Origin of the sequence: Virgibacillus phasianinus (assembly GCF_002216775.1) — a bacterium.
Classification (GTDB): Bacteria; Bacillota; Bacilli; order Bacillales; family Amphibacillaceae; genus Virgibacillus_F; species Virgibacillus_F phasianinus.
On the sequence record NZ_CP022315.1, the window covers coordinates 2,039,254 to 2,056,445 of the forward strand.

At 40.8% G+C, this 17,192-nt stretch carries 14 protein-coding genes; 9 read left to right on the forward strand and 5 right to left on the reverse strand.

Annotated elements, in window-relative coordinates:
• Position 1: 1 nt before the first annotated feature.
• From preA to CFK37_RS09900, 3 genes are all read left to right on the forward strand, one after another.
• Complete coding sequence (gene preA / locus CFK37_RS09890; protein ID WP_089061701.1) at positions 2–1,282, forward strand: NAD-dependent dihydropyrimidine dehydrogenase subunit PreA; 1,281 nt, start codon at positions 2–4, stop codon at positions 1,280–1,282.
• Positions 1,283–1,300: 18 nt separating this feature from the next.
• Positions 1,301–2,713, forward strand: coding sequence for a dihydropyrimidinase (gene hydA, locus CFK37_RS09895; protein ID WP_089061702.1), 1,413 nt, complete (start codon positions 1,301–1,303; stop codon positions 2,711–2,713).
• A gap of 83 nt (positions 2,714–2,796) precedes the next feature.
• Positions 2,797–3,033, forward strand: coding sequence for a hypothetical protein (locus CFK37_RS09900; RefSeq protein ID WP_245837193.1), 237 nt, complete (start codon positions 2,797–2,799; stop codon positions 3,031–3,033).
• A 304-nt stretch (positions 3,034–3,337) separates the two neighbouring features.
• Here CFK37_RS09900 and CFK37_RS09905 read toward each other — a convergent pair whose 3' ends face one another.
• The gene (locus CFK37_RS09905; protein ID WP_089061703.1) at positions 3,338–4,807 is read right to left on the reverse strand and encodes an NCS1 family transporter; all 1,470 of its coding nucleotides are present in this window, start codon (positions 4,805–4,807) and stop codon (positions 3,338–3,340) included.
• 254 nt (positions 4,808–5,061) lie between these two features.
• A complete protein-coding gene (locus CFK37_RS09910) occupies positions 5,062–6,714 on the reverse strand; it encodes a PucR family transcriptional regulator (RefSeq protein WP_245837194.1) in 1,653 nt (550 codons plus the stop codon).
• Positions 6,715–6,955: 241 nt separating this feature from the next.
• Between CFK37_RS09910 and CFK37_RS09915 the strand changes: the two genes are divergently transcribed.
• The 5 genes from CFK37_RS09915 to CFK37_RS09930 all read left to right on the forward strand — a co-directional run bounded on the left by CFK37_RS09915 (position 6,956) and on the right by CFK37_RS09930 (position 12,272).
• Positions 6,956–8,311, forward strand: a complete 1,356-nt coding sequence (locus tag CFK37_RS09915; RefSeq protein ID WP_425445382.1) for an aspartate aminotransferase family protein — start codon at positions 6,956–6,958, stop codon at positions 8,309–8,311.
• A gap of 40 nt (positions 8,312–8,351) precedes the next feature.
• Positions 8,352–9,812 (forward strand): CoA-acylating methylmalonate-semialdehyde dehydrogenase, encoded by a 1,461-nt coding sequence (locus CFK37_RS09920; protein ID WP_089061705.1) that lies wholly within the window; start codon positions 8,352–8,354, stop codon positions 9,810–9,812.
• A gap of 245 nt (positions 9,813–10,057) precedes the next feature.
• Entirely contained in the window at positions 10,058–10,210 is a 153-nt protein-coding gene (locus CFK37_RS20170; RefSeq protein WP_172840487.1) for a hypothetical protein, read from the forward strand.
• Between the two features lie 2 nt (positions 10,211–10,212).
• Complete coding sequence (locus CFK37_RS09925) at positions 10,213–11,775, forward strand: sodium/proline symporter (protein WP_089061706.1); 1,563 nt, start codon at positions 10,213–10,215, stop codon at positions 11,773–11,775.
• A gap of 5 nt (positions 11,776–11,780) precedes the next feature.
• Positions 11,781–12,272 carry a hypothetical protein gene (locus CFK37_RS09930; RefSeq protein WP_089061707.1) on the forward strand — a complete coding sequence of 164 codons (492 nt, stop codon included), beginning with the start codon at positions 11,781–11,783 and terminating at the stop codon, positions 12,270–12,272.
• 158 nt (positions 12,273–12,430) lie between these two features.
• Here CFK37_RS09930 and CFK37_RS09935 read toward each other — a convergent pair whose 3' ends face one another.
• The 3 genes from CFK37_RS09935 to CFK37_RS09945 form a co-directional block, all read right to left on the reverse strand.
• Entirely contained in the window at positions 12,431–13,504 is a 1,074-nt protein-coding gene (locus CFK37_RS09935) for a C45 family autoproteolytic acyltransferase/hydrolase (protein ID WP_245837195.1), read from the reverse strand.
• Positions 13,504–14,634: a M20 peptidase aminoacylase family protein gene (locus tag CFK37_RS09940; protein WP_089061708.1), complete on the reverse strand. Its 1,131-nt coding sequence runs from the start codon at positions 14,632–14,634 to the stop codon at positions 13,504–13,506. Before CFK37_RS09940 ends, CFK37_RS09935 begins: the two co-directional genes overlap by 1 nt.
• Before the next feature lie 62 nt (positions 14,635–14,696).
• Positions 14,697–15,539: a MurR/RpiR family transcriptional regulator gene (locus CFK37_RS09945; protein WP_157724834.1), complete on the reverse strand. Its 843-nt coding sequence runs from the start codon at positions 15,537–15,539 to the stop codon at positions 14,697–14,699.
• 168 nt (positions 15,540–15,707) lie between these two features.
• On the opposite strand from CFK37_RS09945, the gene CFK37_RS09950 reads away from it, so the two are divergent.
• Entirely contained in the window at positions 15,708–17,147 is a 1,440-nt protein-coding gene (locus CFK37_RS09950; protein ID WP_245837196.1) for a YfcC family protein, read from the forward strand.
• Positions 17,148–17,192: the final 45 nt, after the last annotated feature.

Here is a 17,192-nt window from a genome sequence, read left to right on the forward strand (position 1 = left end):
TGTGGCAGACTTAAGTATTAATTTTGCTGGGATAAAATCACCAAATCCGTTTTGGCTGGCTTCTGCACCGCCAACAAATTCAGGATATCAGGTTCAAAGGGCATTTGAAGCAGGGTGGGGAGGAGCGGTTTGGAAAACGCTTGGAGAACCGATATTAAATATATCTTCCCGTTTTGCAGGCACCCATTTCAATGGACAGCGGGTCGCAGGCTTCAATAACACCGAATTAATTACCGACCGTCCACTTGAAGTGAATTTAAAAGAGATTTACGAAACGAAAAAAAGATTTCCCAACAACCCAATCATTGCCTCTTTAATGGTGGAACCTGAACAGGAAAAGTGGCATGAGATTGTAAAAAGGGTAGAAGCGGTGGGGGTAGATGGATTTGAATTGAATTTTGGTTGCCCGCACGGGATGGCCGAGCGTGGCATGGGAGCAGCTTCAGGACAGGTGCCTGAACTCGTTGAGAAACAGACGATGTGGGCAAAGGAGGCAGCTGAATCACCTGTCATTGTGAAGTTAACACCGAACATCACTGATATTACCGCAACTGCATATGCAGCAGTACAAGGTGGAGCGGATGCTATTAGCATGATTAACACAATCAATAGTCTTGCAGGTGTCGACCTTGATACCTGGAACACCATCCCGCATGTAGCGGGAAAAGGTGCCCATGGTGGTTATTGTGGACCGGCTGTAAAACCCATCGCGCTAAACATGGTTGCCGAATGTGCTCGCAATTCGACAATCAACGTTCCTATTTCTGGAATTGGCGGCATCTCAGACTGGCGGGATGCTGTGGAATTCATGTTAATGGGTGCAGGCGGTTTGCAAGTTTGTACAGCAGCTATGCACCATGGCTTTAGCATCGTAGAAGATATGGTTGAGGGCTTAAACAATTACCTGGACGACAAGGGGCTAGCATCTGTCGGTGACCTTGTTGGGAAATCAGTTCCGAAGTATTCCGACTGGGGTGACCTTGACCTCAATTATAAATCCGTAGCCCGTATTAATACTGACACATGTATTAACTGCAATAAATGTCATATTGCTTGCGAAGACACAGCACATCAATGTATCGATATGCTAAAGGCAAAAGATGGGACAAAGTACTTACAGGTTAACGAAGATGACTGCGTTGGTTGTAATTTATGTTCGATTGTTTGTCCGGTAGATGGCGCAATTGACATGATTGAGATTCCAAGTGACGAGCCAATGACATGGAAAGAGCGTGAGGCTGCAATTAAAGAACCATCATGTGGAATTAGTTTGGTTAAATAACTAAAGGGGGAAAAGAGAATGAAAAAATTGATAAAAAATGGAACAATTGTAACGGCAACTGACAAATATGAGGCTGATTTGCTGATTGAAGATGGCAAGGTGACTTCAATTGGCGGTTATTTTACTGAGGATGTTGATGAAGTGATTGATGCAAAAGGGGCATTCCTTTTTCCGGGTGGTGTTGACCCACATACCCATTTGGATATGCCATTTGGTGGAACAGTAACTGCTGATGACTTTGAAACAGGAACGATTGCTGCGGCTTATGGCGGCACAACGACAGTGATCGACTTTTGCCTAACGAATAAAGGAGAGCCGTTAAGAAACGCCGTTAGTCATTGGCATGAAAAATCAAAGGATAAGGCAGTCATTGATTATAGTTTCCATTTAATGATAGGAGAAGTAAACGATGCAGTACTAAGTGAACTCCCTTCCATTATTGAAGAGGAAGGCATTACCTCGTTTAAAGTATTTATGGCCTATAAGAATGTCTTTCAAGTTGATGACAATGTGCTATTTCGAACACTGCTGACTGCAAAAGAACATGGTGCCCTTGTTATGGTCCATGCTGAAAACGGCGATGTAATTGATCACCTAGTAACAGAGGCCTTAGAAAAAGGGAACACGGACCCAATCCATCATGCACTGACAAGGCCACCAGAATTAGAGGGGGAAGCAACAGGTAGAGCGGTAGAGCTGACAGGACTTGCAGACTCCCAACTGTACGTTGTGCATGTGACATCTGCTGCTGCACTAGAAAGAATAACAGAAGCACGGCGAAAAGGTTACAACGTATGGGGTGAGACATGTCCACAGTATTTAGTATTAGACCAGTCGAATCTGGAAGAGCCTGACTTTGAGGGAGCTAAGTATGTGTGTTCGCCGCCATTACGTGAAAAATGGAATCAAGATGTACTTTGGAATGCGTTGAAAACCGGTCAGCTGCAAACATTAGGATCTGACCAATGCTCCTTTAATTTTAAAGGCCAGAAAGACTTAGGGAAGGGTGACTTTACGAAAATCCCTAACGGTTGTCCAACTATTGAAGACCGCTTTAGTCTCTTATTCTCAGAAGGGGTTAAAAAAGGGCGAATTACAATCAACCAATTTGTTGATATGGTCTCAACGAAACCAGCTAAGTTATTTGGCGTGTTTCCTCAAAAAGGGACAATTGCAGTAGGAAGTGATGCAGATATCGTAATCTTTGACCCAAATCGGGAACGCACATTGTCTGTTGACACGCACCATATGAATGTTGATTACAACCCATTTGAAGGAATGAAAGTTATCGGCGAACCAATTTCTGTTTTGTCACGGGGGGAATTTGTAATCCGCGATAAGCAATTTGTTGGGAATCCTGGAGAAGGTAATTATTTGAAACGGAAGCGGTTTGACACATACAAAAAAGTGACTGAAGAATCGTTGAGTTAAGCAGTAAAGGACATGGATTTACTTAAAATTTCCGTGGGAAGGCACCAGTTAATTTAAGAACGAAATGAAGGAGGAAATACCTAGTGGAAAGGCCAATGTCGCACCACAAAGAATTTCTTTTGGAAAAGGAAAAAATCGACAACTTGTATAACAAGGGGTATCGAATTACCGCGGTTAATGAAACACTAAGTGGCGCATTTGTAGAGTTTTCCCGAGTCATTGAGAAAAAGATTCTTGAAAAAGAAGAGCTTCAATTTTTAAATCCTGACACCAGAATTTATTTCTCAACTCTTATTCGAGCGGAGCAAAAAGCGGAATAGCGCGTACGTTAAATATAGCCGTCACTACTAGTAAATAGGCTGGGACATAACTAAAATGTTTGACCCAAAGACGAACAATCACAGGGTAGGAAGTTTAAAACGTTACTTTTTCAACAATCGGTCCAATACGTCAATTTGCGGTTAAGTTTACAAAAGCAGCCAAGAAAAATATCCGAACTATGATTTCAAATTCAATCATAGTTCGGATTTTCTCTGACTGAATCACTTTTGTCACAGCCTCATTTAACATTGTTCCTTTTTCGCCTGTGAAAGCGCATACAATTACGCGCAAAGTGAAGATTACTTATAAGCTCGCTACATCATCCTTTGCTTCGGTTTTAACATCGGTATCAATTATCCAGTCTCGTCCAACCGTTATTCCTAAGTATTTTTCATCGTCTGGATCTTCTATTTCCTTTTGTTTATATGCCTTGAACCACCAATGTTTCGCTAAAACATAATATGTTGCTGATCCAACAATAAATCCAATAATGAAAGAGTAATCTAAAAATAGACAAGCTACTGCTCCGCCTATAATCCATGATAAAAATCCAGCTAAATTAATGCCCTTCCAATAATGGTATTGACCATCATTTTTGTATAAATCGTGTACATTTATTCTTCGCTTACGCAATAGATAATAATCTACAAACAATACTCCTGTGATCGATGACAAAATTGCACCGATGATCAATAATGCTGTTAAAATTACTTCCATTACGTTCCATGGTTGAATGACAATCCCCACGATACCTGCTATAAACACAGCTACAGCATAGGAAACTTTAGGACCTCCAGCATTTGAATAAATTGCTGAAGCTGGTACAAGGTTAGCAGAAATATTTGTAGACCATTGCGTTAGAATAACCATTATCAACAATACCCACAGCATCCAGCCACTTGTACTGTCCTGTAGCGCTATTACAGGATTATTTGTAGATGCAGCTGTAAATGATGCAGCACCAATCATAATCATGAAACACCCAGTCAATGGTAGTGCTATAATACTGCCGATTAGTGTACCTTTATTCCGCTTGAACCAATTTCTCTCATATTTTGGTGCTTTTATGTGTCTTGAAATTGTTGGAATGTCTGCACCTAAGGTAGCCCAAAATCCCATGTTAGCAAAGATAACCACCATAAATGCTGTTATTGTTGCAACACCAGAAACGGGACTTTCAACCCATGTCCAAACGTTTTTTCCCTGTTCTAGCGCCTGGGTTAATAATGTACTATACATCCATATGGAAACTATAATAATGAACGGCACTGAAATTTCCGCAAATCTCTCGACCCATTTTATCCCGAGTGCAGTGTTTATTAATTGAAATAAGGCAAACACAAGAAAACAAATAAACCAGTTGTCGTAACCATAGAGAATAGTTAAAATTACACTTATTGCAGTTGCCCCGAAGTAAGTATTTACCCCAAACCAAAATGATGCTGAGACAGCACGGATGATGGAAGGAAAATGGGTTCCGACAGTACCAAATGGTGCTCTCATATAGACTGGAAAAGATATTCCGTGTTCAATTCCGATATCGCCAATTAAGGTAATGAATATGCCAATGGCAAGTGATCCTATGAACGTTGCGGTAACGACCCAGCCTAAAGGAATGGTCTGAACTCCTGCGGCACCAATAGCAAATGTTGCTAACAGAACACTCATCCCAATCCACATGAAGAAGAAGCCTGTTGTACTAATTGACTTTTCTTGGTAGGAAATTGGGAGTAAATCGGGTGACTTCAGGTAATTTCCCGAATTCTTTTTCATTAATAAACCCTCCTGTTAAGATTTCACCTATTGTATTCTGCTAACAATAAATTTAAAACAGGGGTTATGCATTTTTTATTTATGGCCAAAAAGAAGCTAATTAATTGTTTTAAATCACTCCGTTCTTTTATATTTAGATTTTTGGGAATTAGCAGAATATAATTTAACTATAAAGTAAATACCGCTTAAGAACACTAAACACAATGTTAAATATGCTGATAGCTTGTGTTACATAGTGTATATTCAGGCGGGTCTTAGTGATTAGTTACGGTTACGGTTGCAGGGGTATCTTTTACTAAATAATAAGCTTTAATGGCAGTTTCAAGTGCTAAACGATTCATAGGTTCCATAAAGTCCTGTCCAATAAGCTGTTCAATTTTTACTAAACGATGGTAGAGTGTCTGGCGAACAATAAATAAACGTTCGGCAGCTTCCTTTTTAGAACCGCTGCAATCCAGGTAGATTTCAAGTGTTGTAAACAAATCACTCTTCATTTCTTGATCGTAGTTTAATAAAGTTCCTAAATAATCTTGTATATAAGATTCAAGTTGTCCATTTTCCTGTAATAGCAGAAGAAGTCGGTATACACCAATATTCTCGTAAAAAAATGTTTGTACCTTTTTTGATTCCTGTAAATGAAAGACATCCCTAGCTTCTTCATAACCTTTAGCTATAAGGGCAATATCTTGATAAACTTTACTTACTCCAAACGTGCATTGACTGCCATCCAGAATGTTAGTTTCTTTTATTTCCATTATTGTGGTTATAACTTGTGAAAGTTTTGACCTATCTTTTACTAAATCTTCTTCCATCGCATAGAAAGAAATAATTGCAATTTCATTCTTTCCAATCGATACCGCAGGAAATAACCCATGTTGCTTAAAAAGGGACTTAAACATCATTGATCTTTGTAATTTTATTTCTTCCCAGTCCTTTTCAATTAATTTTATTTCGGGGTAATTTGTTTGAATTAATACTACCCTGTAATACAAATTTGTTGGTAAAGATGGAATGACTGTTTGAAGTTCGTTCAGATTGTAATGCTTGCCATGTAATAAATTCCGAACAAGTTCATCTTCTAAGTTTTGCTTTCTTTCTTCTATTGTTCGGTTTCGTAACATGATTTGTGCAATGGCAAGTGCGGCACAATCCATAACCGTATAGAAAAATTCATTTAATAAGCAATCTTTTACTTGTAAACATAGGTATCCCCAAATTTGTCCAAGTCCCTTTACTGGAAATAAAGCAAAACTTTCTCCATTCAATGAAAAAAAACTTTGCTGCATATTTTGCTCCCTGAAGTCCATAAAATAGGAACGGATTACTTCATCCATGTCCTTAACCTCAGGGGGGTAATAGTAAGATTTCGTATCAACTGTAATAAATAGGGTGCTTTGTTGAAAATTAGCATGCAGTTCCTGAAGAATTTTTAAAATACCGTTCGGTGAAAGTGAGAGTTCATTCAATCTTTTGGACAATAGATTCAACTGATTGAGTTCGAGATGATGCTGGTTAACAATTAAGGAATGAAGATCTTGCGTAATGTCAACAAATTTCACAACTTTCTCAAATATGATGATTGGGAAGTCATGGTTATTCGCTAACTGGATTATTTCAGATGAAATTTTATTGACATGGGTGCCAATTTCAATACAAATACCTACAGCATTTCTTTCTATTAATTTTTTTATATGGGTTTGTTCTGTTTGTGAATCAAGCTGCAGACCAGCACCAGTCGTTAGAATTAATTCGCCTCCATTTATTAATGAATCGAATTTGTTCGTTTCCAGGATGTGCGTCCATTTCACTTGTCTTTCCAATCCATTGCTTCCTGCGATAACTTTTGCATTTTGAAAGGTTTCTCTTGTAAGCACGTTTTTAATAGTTGGCTGAAACTCACTAATCAATTACATCCCCCAAATTGTTAAAGCGAACCTGATATAATTTAACATTATGTAAAATGACAATGTTGGAAATTATTTGTAAAATAAATTATGAAGTATAGTTGAACCAGTGTCAACTTCAACTAATACAAATTTAACAGTAAAATTGAGACATATCAGTCCCTGGAGGTAAGCGCTTGCAAAATGTGTTGATGGACAATGAGTAAATTCTTGTTTTCGAAGGGAGAAGGTTAATTTGGAAACGATAGAGGAAAAGAAAAAAAAGTTACTTGTTGAAAAGGATCGTCAAAATGTTTGGCATCATGTTTCCCCATATAAAAAAGAAAATCCCGCAATGGTCGTGACAGAAGCGAAAGGGTCATGGATAACTGACCATAGTGGAAATAAACTGCTTGACGCAATGTCAGGTCTTTGGTGTGTAAACGTTGGTTATGGCAGGGAAGAATTGGCACTGGCGGCATATGAACAAATGAAACAGATGGCTTACGCGCCGATGGTTCAAAGTCATGTTGCAGCAATAGAACTTGCTGAAAAGATAAATGAGATGCTGGATGACGATTATATGATCTTTTATTCCAACAGTGGTTCAGATGCAAATGAAGTGGCGTTTAAAGTGACCCGCCAGTACCACCAGCAAAATGGCGATCCTTCAAGGTATAAGTTCATTTCACGTTACCGCGCCTATCATGGAAGTTCAATGGGGGCTTTGTCGGCAACTGGTCAGGCATTACGTAAATACAAATACGAACCGCTTTCTTCAGGTTTTCTGCATGTTGCACCTCCAGATAATTATCGGAGGCCTTCAGGGCAATCTGTGGAAGAATATAATTTACTTCGAGCAGAGGAACTTGAAAACAAAATTATATGGGAGCAAAAAGAGACAATCGCTGGAATTATTATGGAACCATTAATTACCGGTGGAGGTGTGTTAATTCCGCATCCGGTATATGTAAAGAAAGTACAAGAGATTTGCAAGCGACATGGTGTCTTATTAATAATTGATGAAGTCATTTGCGGGTTTGGCAGAACTGGTAAGATGTTTGGACATATGCATTATGACATTAAGCCGGATATTATTACGATGGCGAAGGGACTTACAAGTGCGTATTTGCCATTGTCAGTCACAGCTGTTCGTAAAGATATTTATGAAACCTTTAAAGATAGTGAAGAAAATAGCCATTTTCGTCACGTTAATACCTTTGGAGGGAACCCAGCAGCCTGTGCAGTCGCCCTGAAAAATATCGAGATTCTGGAACAGGAAAATTTAGTGTCTAGAGCCGCGGTTTTAGGAGAGCGCCTTCAAAAAGAGCTGGCAGAATTAAAAAGCCATCCATACGTGGGAGATATTCGCAGTCTGGGATTTGTCATGGGTATTGAACTGGTGGAGGATAAGAACACAAAAGAGCCTGCAGCCGCTCAGCGAGTCGGCAAAATCATTGGGGAATGTAAGGCCAATGGATTAATCATTGGGAAAAATGGAGATACGGTAGCAGGCTATAATAACATTCTAACCCTTTGTCCACCACTATCCAGTACAGATGAGGATTTAGACTTTATTATTACTGTTTTGAAAAAGGTTTTTAAGCAAAACCAACCTTAAAAAGAGGGCCACCATCACAAAAATCTAGGAGGTAATTCGTATGACGCAAACAATTGTAAAGTCACTAAAAAACTATGTTGGCGGAAAATGGATTGAAGCAAAATCAGAGAAAACAGAGACAGTATATAATCCCGCCACAGAAGAAGTAATCGCGCATGTACCTATTTCATCAAAAGATGACCTGGATCATGCAGTAGAAGTAGCTAATGAAGCGTTTCAAAGCTGGAAGGAGGTTGCGGTTCCAAAACGTGCTCGTATTCTATTTAACTATCAACAATTGCTGGTCGAACACTGGGATGAACTAGCAGAATTGCTAACCATCGAAAATGGCAAAAGTTTAAAAGAGGCACATGGAGAAGTATTGCGGGGAATAGAATGTGTGGAGTACGCAGCTGGGGCACCATCATTAATGATGGGGAGTCAATTACCTTCGATTGCAACAGATCTTGAATCTGGGGTCTATCGCTATCCAATCGGTGTTATCGGTGGAATTACCCCATTTAACTTCCCAATGATGGTTCCAACCTGGATGTTCCCAATGGCAATTGTAACTGGTAATACATTTGTATTGAAGCCGTCTGAGCGTACGCCGCTACTTGCAAATCGCTTAGCAGAATTGCTTGAAGAAGCGGGTCTGCCTAAAGGAGTATTCAATATCGTCCATGGAGCACATGACGTTGTAAATGGATTATTGGATCATAAAGAGGTAGCAGCTATTTCATTTGTAGGTTCGCAGCCAGTCGCTGAATACGTTTATAAACGTGGTACCGAAAACTTGAAACGTGTGCAGGCACTTGCAGGAGCGAAAAACCACTCAACTGTACTGAAGGATGCTGATTTAGAAAACGCAGCAACTCAAATTATTAGTGCAGCGTTTGGTTCGGCTGGCGAACGTTGTATGGCATGTTCCGTTGTAGCTGTAGAAGATTCAATTGCGGATGAGCTTGTTGAAAAACTTGTTCAGAAAGCCAATGAAGTAAAAATTGGTAATGGCCTGGATGAGGGTGCCTTCTTAGGTCCGGTGATTCGCGATCAACATAAGGCGCGTACTTTACAATATATTGAGGATGGTGAAAAAGGAGGAGCAAAACTTATTCGTGATGGTCGTAAAGACGAATGTGTTCATCAGGATGGCTATTTCGTGGGACCGACGATATTTGATAATGTAACGAGCGAAATGAAAATTTGGAAGGATGAAATTTTCGCTCCCGTTCTATCTATTAGTAGAGTGAAAAACTTAGATGATGCGGTTGCACTTACAAACAAATCACGTTTTGCTAACGGTGCGTGCATTTTCACAAATAAGGGTGGAAATGTACGGCAGTTCCGTGAAACAATTGACGCAGGTATGATTGGTGTAAATATCGGTGTACCGGCCCCAATGGCTTTCTTCCCATTCTCTGGATGGAAAGATTCGTTTTATGGTGATTTACATGCGAATGGTAAAGATGGTATTGAATTCTATACGCGAAAGAAAGTAGTTACGACTCGCTGGGTGTAATTGTATAAAAAAGCTGTAGTGATACGAAAAGGAATCAGGAGACTATCATCTTGATTCCTTTTACTATTTTATCATTCTAGTTTTCATATTTTATATTGTGATGAAGATGAGATGAATATTCATAGCTTGTCAGATATATATAATTAGATGTTATTATATTAGAACTTTTGCAACTACTTGGGATTAACGACGAAACTTATGTTTCAAATGATTGGACTATATTCATTAAAGAGAGGAGATACATAATGTTTAATTTCCCCGTTGAAACTTTCTGGCTAATTGTACCATGGCCATTTATTTGGCTAACGTTAGGTATTATTATGTATTTCATCAAAAAAAGGGATGATGAGCGAGAAGATGAATTCTACGCAAAATCCGATGACAAGGAGTTGAAGTGACGGTGGGATCTGATGCGATTGTCTTTATTATTTATTTAGTTGCTTTGCTTTCGGTAGGAATATTTTTTTCACGAAAAGCATCTCAATCGGTTGATAGTTATTTACTTGGTGATAGAAATATAGGTCCCGCTGTTACTGCATTAACCATGCAAAGTACATCAATGAGTGGGTACATGTTTTTAGGTGGTCCAGCACTAGCATTTCAACAGGGATGGTATGCAATTTGGTATGCAATCGGTGATGCGGGTGGAGGCATTGTTAATCTATCTGTTCTAGGAAAGAGAATGCGGCGAATGTCTGAGATTTTGGGGGCACTTTCACCAATCGAATATTTGGAAAAACGGTTTGAGAGCGCAGCAGTAAGTGTTGTTGGATCTATAATTTCTATCATTTTTTTATTTGCATATGTTTTTGCGCAATTTATTGCATCTGGCAAAGCACTAGAAGCTCTGACAGGCTTACCATATGAGTGGGCACTTGTTATTGGGGTTAGTGTAATCATAGCCTATACGGTTGTAGGTGGCTACCTGGCTGTGGTTTGGACTGATTTTTTTCAAGGCATAGTAATGGTGGTAGGAGTTTTAGGCATTTTGGTTATGGGGCTCATTCATGTTGGGGGGCTCTCTGGTTTAAACCATGCGCTTGGTCAAATTGATCCTTCCTACCTAAGCATTTGGGGTAAAGATCTTGAATTTTATGGACAGTGGGGCGTCATTATAGGGGCTGTCCTTATTTATTCTATTGGGTATATGGGGCTTCCGCATGTTGTTGTAAGGCACATGTCAATGAAAAGCACAAAGACGGTGAAAACCGCTACACTTTGGACAGCGATTTACAATCAACTTTTTGCATATGCACCCTATTTATTAGGATTTATTGGAATCATTTTACTTCCGAATTTGGCAGATCCTGAAATGGTTATCCCAACACTTGCGTATACATTTTTTCCAGGGATTTTTGCAGCAATACTACTTTCAGCTATTATGGCTGCTATCATGTCAACTTCTGATTCTATTTTAATGCAAGCTGGAACCATTTTATCACGGGATGTATATCAACGATTTATTGATAAAAAAGCAAGTCAAACCAAAATGGTTCGTGTTTCACGCCTTAGTATCCTTCTTGCAGGTGTAATAGGAGTGGTTGTCGCAATAAATCAACCACCATCCGTATTTGCACTAGTGGTATTTGCGTTTGGTACACTTGGAAATAGTTTTCTAGTTCCCTATGTCTGTTCAGTTTATTGGAAAAATGCCAATAAAATAGGAGTATTATGCGCAATGATTGGTGGTGGACTAACCAATATTCTTTGGACCTCTTTTGACTGGCAGAGTGCTACAGCAATCCATCCTTTTCTAGGGGGGTTAATGGTTTCTATTTTAGGAATGATCGTTGGCAACAGGTTTGGATCAACACCCTCTAAACCAATTCAAAAAGCATTTGAAGATGCAAAGGGTCCACGAACATTACCTAAAAATATCGAAAAGAATATAGCACGCGATATTGGTCCTGAAGCAAGAAGTATTGCTGACTTTATCGGCAACAACGCTCCAATCAAAGGGTGATGGTAATGAATGAACTAGTCAAAGCAGAAGCGATAGGTTTTAGCAATCAAGAAATAAAGGTTTATCTTGAACGGATGGATACAAATAGGTCCTTTAAGGTCAATCAACTTGTTTTTTACCCATATTTCTTTTTTGAGTATGAACTTGAAAGCAAAAGTTTTTTTCACCCAATCGGTGGAGCGGTAGGCTGCACCGTTGATGGGGTGAATGGGGTCGGTGCGGTAATTGACATCTCACCTGAGTTTAAGGAACAAGAAATAACAGCAGAGAAACTCATTCAAAAGGAATTAGATACAATGGAGGCTAAGGGTATCGCTGAAAAATTTCTGTATAATTCTATTTCATACAAAATGAAGGTCCTGTCTATGCCAAGAATGAAGCTAATTAAGCAGGAAGTATTCTATCGTCCGTACTGGATTGCCGAAGGTGGTACTTACTCGAGTAATCAATTTTTGTTAACGGTTGATGCAGTGACAGGAAAGTACCACCCGTTGTAGTTCAACTAAAAACGAGTTGATAAAGTGGGCAATCTGATCAAAAAGCAGAAACCTTTCGACACCGACAGGCGCTAAACTCGGGTGGCAGACAGGTTCCTTGTACTGGGACAAGGAACCTGTCCCCGCGTCCCGCCGCCAGCCCCCAAGGACAAGGATTTTCAGTCCTGCTCACATGGTCTTCCTTCTATCCATTCAAGTTCGTCATCGGTTAGGTTCATGACGATACTGAACACGGTGTCGATATTTTCGCGTTCGGATTGTCCTGGTTGGCTGTGACGGCAGATGGATTCTGGAAAATGATCATGGTTAGCGAGTATTTGGAACAAATCATCTTTGGTAATTGTGCTGCCATCCAGTTGTCCCAATAGGCTGTTTACAGTTGTAAGACGGGTAAAAGAGTTTGCTGTCGCGTTTTCAATAATTTGCTTTTTCAACCCAGGGGAACAGATGTGGTTAGTATGGGTTACTATTCCGTTCTCTGCTTCAATTTTTCCAGTGTGTACTGGTGACACTTCCATTCCTATCGCTTCGCCGGATCCTGAGGCGATTAGGAAATGGGCCGCCGATGCCATTTGATTATGATCGATTTTCGTGATTGCTTCTTCCATTGAATGGGATTCGAGAACAGCCCGTAATCCCAGGTGAATTGGAACTTTAGGCTGCCACGTATCGGTTACTAATGCATTGAGGCAGACGCCCATCCCAGCACTGTTCCTGCCAATTTTTCCGATGATGCCGGCTTCCGTTACCATTTGGATGGCTGGCACCCCTTGTTGTTCAATCGTTAGCTCAACTAATGCATCCAGTTGTGTGCCTTTCCAGTCCCAATTTTGGGCTAACCATGTCTTCTCTGACTTTGGATTTGTTATGGCAAATGATGTGCAGCCGTCCGGTCCGGTTATTAGTGCAATTTCACTTCTTGCATTGATCGCCAAAATATCTTCGTAGTCCACACCGGAACCTTTCGCTATTCCGTTCATTTCTTCTAAGTAATTGGAATTGTATTGTTCAATTGCTTTTTCATGCAGCAAGGCTTTTTCCTTGGATTCCTTCCAGGACATATTGGAATAGTCATGGAACATCCGCTCATAGGTTTGTAATGTCGTATGGACCTTGTCTCTTGCCTGTTCCCCATGATTTCGGCCAATTTCAGACGATGACCCGCATAATTGCAGGATTTGGTTAGCGGGACGAGGGACCTGTCCCTCATGTCCCTGAGTATTTTTACTCATTATTCCTTCACTCCCTTGTGTTCTAAGGTGCTCAAAATGGTGTTTGTTAAAATTTTGACACCTGGAATAATCATTTTATGATCAAATGACATGTTCGGGTGATGCAATCCTGGTTTCAAATCACAGCCTAGACCAAGGACTGTCGCTTTAATGTGGTCTTTTTTCAATGTGTAAAAATGGAAATCTTCACTTCCTGATGTTGTGACTGGTGCTACTAGGTTTTCCGCGCCTAGTACTTTTTTGATAGAATCAGCCATGATATCTTTAGCTTCTGGATCGACAATTGCTGATGCCATCATGGATTCCACCGATAAATTGATTGGTACATGATAATAATCCGAAATCGATTGTACGGCCTCCTCAACAGATGTGGCCAGCTTTTCAATAATTTCATTGGTTTGTGCCCGCATATCAATACTGAAGGTTGCATTTCCGGGGATGATATTGGAACTTTCGCCCCCGGCAAGAAACTTCGTGACCTTTACAGAATGCGGCACCATTGGGTCGATGTGGATGTGACTCAGCTTTTGAACTAATTCTGATCCGACCTCGATGGCGTTCACACCTAGATGCGGCCGTGCGCCGTGTGTATCTTCACCGATAATTTCGCCGTCGATATGTTTTGCAGCGCCATGAAAAAGGGCTGGGGTGGCCATGCCATTTTCCACTTCCTGAATGGGACGAAGGTGAACGCCATACAAATAATCAACGTCATCCACAACATTTTTTTCGATTATTTTAAGTGCGCCATTACCTTTTTCCTCGGCCGGTTGAAAAATAAAACGGATAGTGCCATTCGGGATGCTTTCCATTTCTTTAATGGACAGAAGCACGCCAAGCACCATTGTCATATGTGAGTCGTGGCCACAGGAATGATTGGCCTGGAATTTCCCGTTGACTTCCTGCCAAAGCGCATCCATGTCTGCGCGTATCCCGACAACAGGCTTTCCATCACCAATTTCGCCGACTACCCCCGTGCAATCGTCAAAGGTTCGTACTTTGCAGCCGCTGTCGATTAATATATTTTTAATGAATTCAGTTGTTTCCACCTCATTCCAGCTTGTTTCCGGGTGTGTATGCAGGTGTTCAAAAATCTCCATAACTTTTGCTTCGATTGTAGTTGTTGCCATAATAATTGATTCTCCTTTGCTTGTTTTTATCATAGTTTGCCGGTAGTAAACCCCAGTTTCACTTACAATTTAAAAGTTTGCTTAAGTCGCTTTTCTTCCATTCTCTGTTTATTTTTCCTGGTTCGTTCCGGCTCCTTAATGGAGATGCCGGAAACCAGTGCATTCAAAAAGGAAAACACGATTGGTGCAGTTTCCGCATTACTTCCTTTTGAAAAATAAACCGGAAATAGCGTATCGGCATAACCGGAAATCGGTGCGATACCGGAATCGGTAATGCCAATAATCTTCCAGCCACGTTTTTTTGCCTCTTTGGCAAGCATCAGGGTTTCAATCGAATAGGCGTGAAACGAGAAGGCGACAAACACGTGCTTCTTTTGTTCAGTGGCAAATTCCAGATGTGCATCCAGGTCAGGGCGATACAGCCGTGCGTTGATACCGATTGAGAGCAGCGCGTAGGTGAGCCAATGGGCCATGGAAAAGGTGTAGCGCAGCCCGGAAATAAGCACTTCATCTGCATTCGTCAGGTACGTAACGGCCTCATTAAACTGTGCTTCACTGATATTTTTGGAGGTCGATTGAATGTTGAACTGATCGTGAAGCATGACTTGTTCATGAAATGGTCGTCCATTATCATCTTCGCTCGACAACGAATAATCCTCAAAGACCCGTTTCTGGTTAAACACGTAATCGCGCACTTCCTTTTGCAGTTCACTGTAGCCTGAATAACCCAGCGTCAGGCAAAAACGGGTGATCATCGACTCGCTAACGCCAAGCGACTCGCCAACCTTCTTAGCAGTATTTGCTGCGAATGCGGTTGGTTCCTCCAGTAAATAGGTGGCCACTTTTTTTAATCCCTTTGATAGATCATCATACGCCAATTCAATTTTTTTGTAGAATTCATTCACAGATGTGCCTCCCAAAAAATAAAAGATAAATTTTAAAATTCTATTGATTTAAAAGAAATACTTTATTATAATCTAGCATAACCTATTCGTTTTCACAATAATTTATCTTTTCAAAATCACTGAAGAGGAGGATTGGTTTAAACAAAAATTGTAGGGAGGACTTACCATATGGCTATAGAAAATAGATCTGAAATGGACGAGCAGCTACCGAGAAAGAACAGGAAGAAATTCGCGATGCCGGATGCGTATATTATTATGCTGTTCATTATGCTGCTTGCGGCTCTTGCAACGTATTTCCTGCCATCAGGCGCTTTTGACCGCGTGGAGCAGGGGGACATTACGGTCGTTGTACCAGACAGCTTCCATACTGTCGCAGGTGATCCAACCGGAATTCTCGATTTCTTTCTATTTATCCAAAATGGAATGGTCGAAACGGCCGGAATCATTTTCCTCGTATTAATCATTGGTGGAACATTTGCCGTAATCGAATCGACCGGAGCGATAAATGCTTCCATTATGAAGGCAGTTAATAAAACAAAAAACCGGGAGCATTTGCTCGTCATTTTTGTTGGTGTATTGCTTGCGGTTGGCGGGCTGACTGGTGCGATTTCCAATGCTGTTATTGCTTTCATACCAATTGGAATTATCTTGGCAAAAGCACTGGATTTGGATGCAATTGCCGGCGTTGCGATTATAAAACTAACCGCATATGTCGGGTTTAATACATCATTTATGAGTCCGTTCACGGTCCTTATTGCCCAGGATATCGCGGGACTCCCGTTATATTCCGGAATTATTTTCAGATGCATCATGACAGTTGTGGTATTTGCTGGCACGCTGGCTTATATTCTCTGGTATATTAAGCGCGTGAAAAATGACCCATCCAAGAGTCTTATGGGGGAAAACAGATTTCCAAAAGGTGATGAAAAAGTCAGTAAAGATGTGCAACTTGAATTCACCGGAAAACATAAGCTGATTCTGCTTTTCGTAGGCTTGATGATTGTCTTCTATATCGTTGGCGCATTACAATTCAGCTGGTCACTCAATCACATGGCAGCTATTTTCTTAATCATTTCTGTCGGAACCGGTATTATCGCGAAAATGTCACCAAACTTTGTCGTGAAGGAGTTCATGGGCGGCGCGCGAAATCTCGTCTACGGGGCCTTGATTATCGGACTGGCAAGAGCAATTGTCCTTGTGCTGCAGAACGGGATGATCCTGGATACGATTGTTCACTGGCTGGCAGTCGCAATGGAACCATTCTCCTCTGTATTCGGCGCGATTGCCATGTTTATCGGGAATTCTCTCTTCGCCTTACTTGTATCGTCCGGCAGTGGTAACGCGGTGGTTATGATGCCGATCCTGACCCCACTTGCTGACATCATGGAAGTTCCAAGACAAGTAGCGGTTACAGCTTATCAGTTGTCCGATGGCTTTATGAACAGTATCACACCAGCTTCCGGCGTACTTCTGGCCTGTCTGGCAATAGGCGGAGTACCATGGACCAAATGGGTCAAATTCATGATCCCATTAATCGTCCTCTGGTACGTACTATCCATGATATTCCTAGCCATCGGCGTCATTATCGGCTGGGGACCAAATTACTAGCGGGACGGAGGGACAGGTCCCTCGTCCCGTTAAAGACCATCTGTC